Consider the following 7,162-nt stretch of genomic DNA (forward strand, 5'->3'; position numbering starts at 1 on the left):
AATAAATAATTTGTAAACGATTTTTGATTAAATTTGAATCATCTTAACTAAAAACTAAAATAATGAAAAAAATCCTAACTACCATCCTAAGTATTTCTTGTGGATTGGCATTTAGTCAATCGGCTCTCAAACCTAAAATTAATTCAGGTGCTGATGCCATTGAACAAAAAATTATTTCTTGGCGTCGAGATTTTCATGAACATCCAGAATTAGGAAATATGGAAGTTCGTACAGCAAAAATCGTGGCTGACCATCTCCGCTCTTTAGGAATTGAAGTGCAAGAACAAGTTGCTGTAACTGGCGTTGTGGGTATTTTGAAAGGTGGAAAACCAGGCCCAGTTGTTGCTCTTCGTGCAGATATGGACGGACTTCCTGTAAGTGAAAGAGTTAATGTTCCATTCAAATCAACCGTCAATACAATATACAATGGTCAAAAAACGGGTGTCATGCACGCATGTGGTCATGATTCTCATGTCGCAATCTTGATGGGTGTTGCAGAAGTTTTAGCTTCAATGAAAAGCGAAATTGCTGGAACAGTTAAATTTTTATTTCAACCTGCCGAAGAAGGAGTTTATGACCCAAAATTGCTAAAAAATGGCAAATCAGGTGCAGAATTAATGGTGATGGAAGGTGTGATGGAAAATCCAAAAGTAGATGCCGTTTTTGGATTACATATTAGTTCAGTTACTGAAGTAGGCACAATTGGCTACCGTTCTGGTGCTACAATGGCCGCAGTTGACCAACTAGGAATAAAAATAAATGGCAAACAAACACATGGTGCAAATCCTTGGTCAGGCGTTGACCCAATCGTAACTGCATCTCAAATTGTGATGGGTTTACAAACAATTGTTAGTAGAAATGTAAATATTACTGAAAATCCTGCCATTGTAACCGTTGGAGCTATTCATGGAGGTATTCGTCAAAATATCATTTCTGAGTCACTTGATATGATTGGCACAATCAGAACTTTTGGAACAGAACAACGAGAATTAGTTCACCGTAGAATTAAAGAAGTTGCTACAAATATTGCTGAAAGTGCAGGTGCAAAAGCAGATGTAACAATTGATACCGGTTATCCTGTAACTTACAATGACCCAATTTTAACAGAAAAAATGATTGGCTCAATTGAAGGGATCGCTGGTAAAGAAAATGTTAAAGTACAGCCAGTTCAAACAGGAGCAGAAGATTTTAGCTTTTTCCAACAAAAAGTTCCAGGATTCTTTTTCTTCTTAGGTGGAAAACCGAAAGGAAGCACTACCCCAGCTCCTCATCATACACCTGATTTTTATATAGATGAATCTGGTTTTACCTTAGGATTAAAATCTTTGGCTCATTTAACAGTTGATTATATGGAAATGAACGCTGTGAAATCGACCGATAATCAGGCAACTGCAAAAGGGAAAAAAGATAAAAAAGTAAATAAATATTTTAAAGACTAATTATCAGCAATCTATTGCTGATAATTAGTCTTTAATAATTGATAAAGGATTCATGTCTGCTGAAATAATTGAAATTTTTCCAAGTAATTTAGATGAAAGAAAACTTCGTCATGTGGTAGATTGTCTAAAAAATGGGGGAATAATCATTTATCCCACCGACACAGTTTATTCGATGGGTTGTGATATTTTTAACACAAAAGCTGTTGAAAAATTAAGCAAAATCAAAGGAATAAAATTGCAGCATAATAACTTTTCAATTGTTTGTCATGATTTAAGTAATATTTCAACTTACGCAAAAGTTTCAAATAATATATTTAGATTATTAAAAAGAGCTTTACCTGGTCCTTTTACATTTATTCTTCCTGCAACTGGAGATTTACCCAAAACGCTTCAAACCAAACGTAAAACAATTGGTATCAGAATTCCTGACCACGAAATTCCTCTTAAAATAATTGAAATGTTGGGCAATCCAATTATTACAACTTCAGTGAAAGACGATGTTGATGATATGCTGGAATATCCCAATGAAATAGAGGTTATCTATCAACAAAACAGTGAAAAAGTTGATATAATTATTGATGGAGGTTGGTGTGGCATTGAGCCTTCAACTGTGGTTTTAGCCGTTGATGACGACTTTGAAGTAATTCGTGAAGGTGTGGGTGATTTGAGTCAATTTTTGTAAAAAATCCGTGTTTTAAAGATAAAACACGGATTTTTTTTAATGATAAACAATTTCTTCAATCTCATCAACTTCAACTAACATTTTATCATTGACCGATGTTAAACAAACTTTCTTTGTTTCATTAATTAATATTGGGTCATATTTTGCCATCACTCTTACATAGTTTTCTGTCCAGCCGTGCATCTTTCCATCTTCAATATCTTCTTCAAAAAGAACAGAAAATTGCTTTCCAACTTGGCTTTCATAAAAAAATCTTCTTTTTTTATCTGATAAAATATGCAACATTTTTGACCGCTCAGCACGTATATTTTGAGGAACGCTTGGCTTAATCGTTATTGCATGCGTATTTGGTCTTTCAGAATAGGTAAATACATGTAAATAACTGATATTCAGTTCATTCAAAAAATTATAAGTTTCCAAAAACTCTTCTTCAGTCTCGCCAGGATGACCAACTATTACATCTACTCCAATGCAGCAATCTGGCATTAATTCCTTAATTTTATTCACTCTTTCAACATAAAGTTCTCTTTTATAACGACGTTTCATCAAAGCCAAGACTTTGCTAGAACCCGATTGAAGTGGAATATGAAAATGTGGTACAAATTTCTTTGATTTGGAGACAAATTCAATAATTTCATCAGTCAAAAGATTGGGTTCGATACTTGAAATTCTGAATCTTTCAATCCCTTTTACTTCATCTAAAGCTTTCACTAAATCAAAAAAAGTTTCAACACGAATACCATTTTGTAGACCAAAATCGCCAATGTTAACACCAGTTAGAACAATTTCTTTTACACCACTTTCAGCAATTTCATGGGCAGCATTAACGACATTTTGAATGGTATCCGAACGACTTTTTCCTCTCGCCAATGGAATTGTACAGTAAGAACAAGGATAATCACAACCATCTTGTACTTTCAAGAAAGTACGAGTTCGGTCGTTTAATGAATATGAAGTATGATAATCAACGGCTTCTTCAATATTTGAATTAAAAATCTTCGCTTTTTCTTCAATTTTACGAGGTTCTTTCACGAAATCACCTAGAATATCAACCAAACGAAACTTTTCAGCCGCTCCCAAAACTGCATCAACACCTTCAATTTCCGCAATTTCTTTCGGTTTTAATTGTGCATAACAACCAATAATCGCTACAAAACCATCAGGATTTATACGACTCGCTTCTTTAACAATTTTCTTGCATTTCTTGTCGGCATTTTCAGTTACTGAACAAGTGTTAATAATAAAAATATCTGGATTTTCATTAAACTCCACTTTCTGAAATCCACGACTTTCAAACATCCGTCCAATTGTTGAGGTTTCTGAATAATTGAGTTTACAACCTAATGTATAAAATGCTACTTTTTTCATTACTTTATTAAAATATTAGTACAAAGTTAGTGAAAAAAGCGTTCTTTTTTATTCTATTATTTTACTACAAAGTATTTTACGAAAATTATAAGTTGAGTGTTTTAAGAAACAATTGAGCAATTATAACTATTCCAAGAAGTTTTATAAACAATTTTTTTAATCTTCAAATCGACAATTTTCAAATTATTTATTTCTCGCTTTGTTCGCTTAATTAAATTAATTTTGTGTTTTCAAACCAAAAAAATAGCAAAACAAATGATTCATTTCTTCGGAAGCCATCGGTCTGCCGACCAGTCAGACACAGTATTTGCGGTTCAAACGCAAGACAATCTTTCAAATGAAGACATCAAAAAATTGCTTTGGCTTTTTAATAGTCAAGCCGATAACAGATACACGATTACAAACACCATAGATTCGTCATTAAATGCTTATTTTGTTGGTCCACGTGCGGCAATGATTACTCCTTGGAGTACAAATGCCGTTGAAATTACTCAAAACATGGGTATTTCAGGAATTATTAGAATTGAAGAATTTCAGGAAGTAGTGGCAGATTTTACAGATTTTGACCCAATGCTTTCACAAAAATATTCTGAATTAAATCAAAAAATCTACTCTATCAATGTCAATCCTGAACCGATTTTAGAAATTGATGATATAGCTGCTTACAATAAAAAAGAGGGGCTTTCGCTCAGTATTGAAGAGGTTGAATATTTAAATAATTTGTCAACCAAATTAAATAGGAAATTAACAGATTCTGAAGTTTTTGGTTTTTCACAAGTAAATTCTGAGCATTGTCGACACAAAATATTTAACGGAACTTTTGTTATCGATGGCGAAGCAAAAGAAACTTCTCTTTTCAAATTAATCAAGAAAACTTCTGAAACACATCCAAACGATATTGTCTCTGCCTATAAAGATAACGTTGCGTTCATAAAAGGCCCAAAAATAACTCAATTCGCTCCATTAAGTGCAGATAAACCTGATTTTTACTCAGAAAAAGAGTTTGATTCTGTGATTTCTGTTAAAGCTGAAACACACAATTTTCCAACAACTGTTGAGCCTTTTAATGGAGCAGCTACAGGTTCGGGTGGTGAAATACGTGACCGTTTAGCAGGTGGACAAGGTTCACTTCCATTGGCAGGAACTGCTGTTTATATGACATCATATTCTCGATTGGAGGAAAATCGTCCTTGGGAAAAAGGTATGAACGAACGTCCTTGGCTTTATCAAACACCAATGGATATTTTGATCAAAGCGTCCAACGGAGCTTCAGATTTTGGAAACAAATTTGGTCAGCCATTGATTACAGGTTCAGTACTTACATTCGAACACGAAGAAGACGCCCGTAAACTAGGTTTTGATAAAGTTATAATGATGGCGGGAGGAGTAGGTTATGGAAAAGAAAGCCAAGCAAAAAAACAGAAACCTTCAGTTGGAGATAAAGTTGTCATTTTAGGCGGTGAAAACTACCGCATCGGTATGGGAGGAGCGGCCGTTTCTTCAGCAGACACAGGTGCTTTTGGCTCTGGAATTGAATTGAATGCAATTCAAAGGTCAAATCCTGAAATGCAAAAACGAGCTGCAAATGCAATTCGTGGCTTGGTTGAAAGTGATCATAATCCAATCGTTTCTATTCATGACCATGGTGCTGGCGGTCATTTAAACTGTCTATCAGAATTAGTTGAAGAAACTGGCGGTTTGATTGACCTTGATAAATTACCAGTTGGAGACCCTACCCTTTCTGCCAAAGAAATAATAGGAAACGAATCGCAAGAACGAATGGGTTTAGTAATTGGTGAAAAAGATTTAGGTATTCTTAAAAGAATTGCCGACAGAGAACGCTCGCCAATGTATGAAGTAGGTGATATTACAGGAAGTCATAGATTTACTTTTGAATCAAAATCAACTGGGTTAAAACCAATGGATTTTGCCATTGAAGATATGTTTGGTAGCTCTCCCAAATTTATCATGGAAGATAAAACTGTTGAAAGAAGTTATAATGGATTAAATTATTCGACAGAAAATATACCAACATACTTAAATCAAGTACTCCAACTAGAGGCAGTTGCTTGTAAAGATTGGCTTACAAACAAAGTTGACCGTTGCGTAGGTGGACGCGTTGCTAAACAACAATGTGTTGGACCATTACAATTGCCTTTGAATAACGTTGGCGTAATGGCCTTAGATTTTAAAGGAAAAGAAGGAATTGCCACTACAATCGGACATTCACCTGTTTCTGCATTGATTGACCCAGTTGCCGCTTCAAGAACTGCCATTGGAGAATCTTTGTCGAATATAGTTTTTGCACCATTGAAAGATGGCTTAAAATCTGTTTCTCTTTCAGCAAACTGGATGTGGGCTTGTAAAAACGAAGGAGAAGATGCCCGTTTATACGAAGCAGTAAAAGGATGTTCAGATTTTGCCATTGAATTGGGAATCAATATTCCAACAGGAAAAGATTCGCTTTCAATGAAACAAAAATATCCTAATGACGAAGTAATTGCTCCAGGAACTGTTATTATTTCTGCTGGTGCTAATTGCTCGGATATTACAAAGGTGATAGAACCTGTCTTAAAAAGAAATGGTGGCAATATTTATTATCTAAATCTTTCACAAGACACGTTCAAATTGGGTGGAAGTTCGTTTGCTCAAATATTGAATAAAGTAGGCCATGAAGTTCCGACGATAACTAATGCCGAATATTTAAAAAATGCCTTTAATGTTTTTCAAGAATTAATTAAAAAAGGCCAAATTCAATCAGGACATGACGTAGGCAGTGGTGGACTTATAACAACACTATTAGAAATGTGTTTTGCAGATGTCAATTTAGCTGCAAATTATGATTTAACTTCTTTAGGAGAAAGAGATACTATTAAAGCATTTTTCAACGAAAACATAAGTATTGTTTTTCAAGCAAATTCAGAGATTGAAGAAACTTTCGCTCAAAATAATATTGAGATTTTTAAAATTGGAACTGTAGTTGAAGGAAATAGCATCAATATTAAAAATAACAATGATTCTTTCACGTTCAATATTTCGGAAATAAGAGATACTTGGTATAAAACATCATTCTTGTTAGATTCCAAACAAACCAAAAATAGTGTTTCGCAAAAAAGGTATAATAATTATAAAAATCAACCTTTGAAATATTCTTTTCCAAATCATTTTGATGGGAAAAAACCTATAATTGATTTGACCAAACCTAAACCAAAAGCGGCTATTATTCGTGAAAAAGGAAGTAATTCTGAAAGAGAAATGGCCAATGCCATGTTTTTAGCAGGTTTTGATGTAAAAGACGTTCACATGACAGACCTTATTTCAGGTCGTGAAACATTAGAGGATATTCAATTTATTGGTGCTGTTGGCGGATTCTCAAATTCAGATGTTCTAGGTTCTGCGAAAGGTTGGGCTGGAGCTTTTTTATACAATGAAAAAGCAAATATTGCTCTTAAAAATTTCTTTGCAAGAAAAGATACACTTTCGGTGGGCATTTGTAATGGATGTCAATTATTAATGGAATTAGAGTTAATCAATCCTGAACATGAAGTTCATGGAAAATTACATCATAATACATCTCATAAACACGAAAGTATTTTTACTTCTGTGAAAGTCCAGAAAAATAATTCTGTCATGCTTTCAACTTTAGAAGGTGCCACATTAGGTGTTTGGGTTT

At 34.1% G+C, this 7,162-nt stretch carries 4 protein-coding genes (1 of these 4 cut by a window edge); 3 read left to right on the plus strand and 1 reads right to left on the minus strand.

From position 1 onward, the window contains the following. The first annotated feature begins 62 nt into the window (after positions 1–62). Both MJQ71_RS05490 and MJQ71_RS05495 read left to right on the plus strand, forming a co-directional pair. On the plus strand, positions 63–1,439 hold the full coding sequence (locus tag MJQ71_RS05490) for an amidohydrolase (RefSeq protein ID WP_238805240.1): 1,377 nt from the start codon (positions 63–65) through the stop codon (positions 1,437–1,439). A 52-nt stretch (positions 1,440–1,491) separates the two neighbouring features. After that, positions 1,492–2,121, plus strand: a complete 630-nt coding sequence (locus tag MJQ71_RS05495) for an L-threonylcarbamoyladenylate synthase (RefSeq protein WP_238805242.1) — start codon at positions 1,492–1,494, stop codon at positions 2,119–2,121. A gap of 36 nt (positions 2,122–2,157) precedes the next feature. On the opposite strand, the gene mtaB is transcribed toward MJQ71_RS05495, so the two are convergent. Further along, the gene (mtaB, locus tag MJQ71_RS05500; RefSeq protein ID WP_238805244.1) at positions 2,158–3,489 is read right to left on the minus strand and encodes a tRNA (N(6)-L-threonylcarbamoyladenosine(37)-C(2))-methylthiotransferase MtaB; all 1,332 of its coding nucleotides are present in this window, start codon (positions 3,487–3,489) and stop codon (positions 2,158–2,160) included. A 222-nt stretch (positions 3,490–3,711) separates the two neighbouring features. Between mtaB and purL the strand changes: the two genes are divergently transcribed. Continuing rightward, positions 3,712–7,162, plus strand: the 5' portion of a protein-coding gene (gene purL / locus MJQ71_RS05505) for a phosphoribosylformylglycinamidine synthase (protein WP_290370162.1). The gene runs 278 nt beyond the window's last position; 3,451 of the gene's 3,729 nt are visible here — the first part of the coding sequence; its start codon is at positions 3,712–3,714; its stop codon lies beyond the right edge, outside the window.

The sequence above is a fragment of the Emticicia aquatica genome, from assembly GCF_923079645.1.
GTDB classification, from domain to species: Bacteria; Bacteroidota; Bacteroidia; order Cytophagales; family Spirosomataceae; genus Emticicia; species Emticicia aquatica.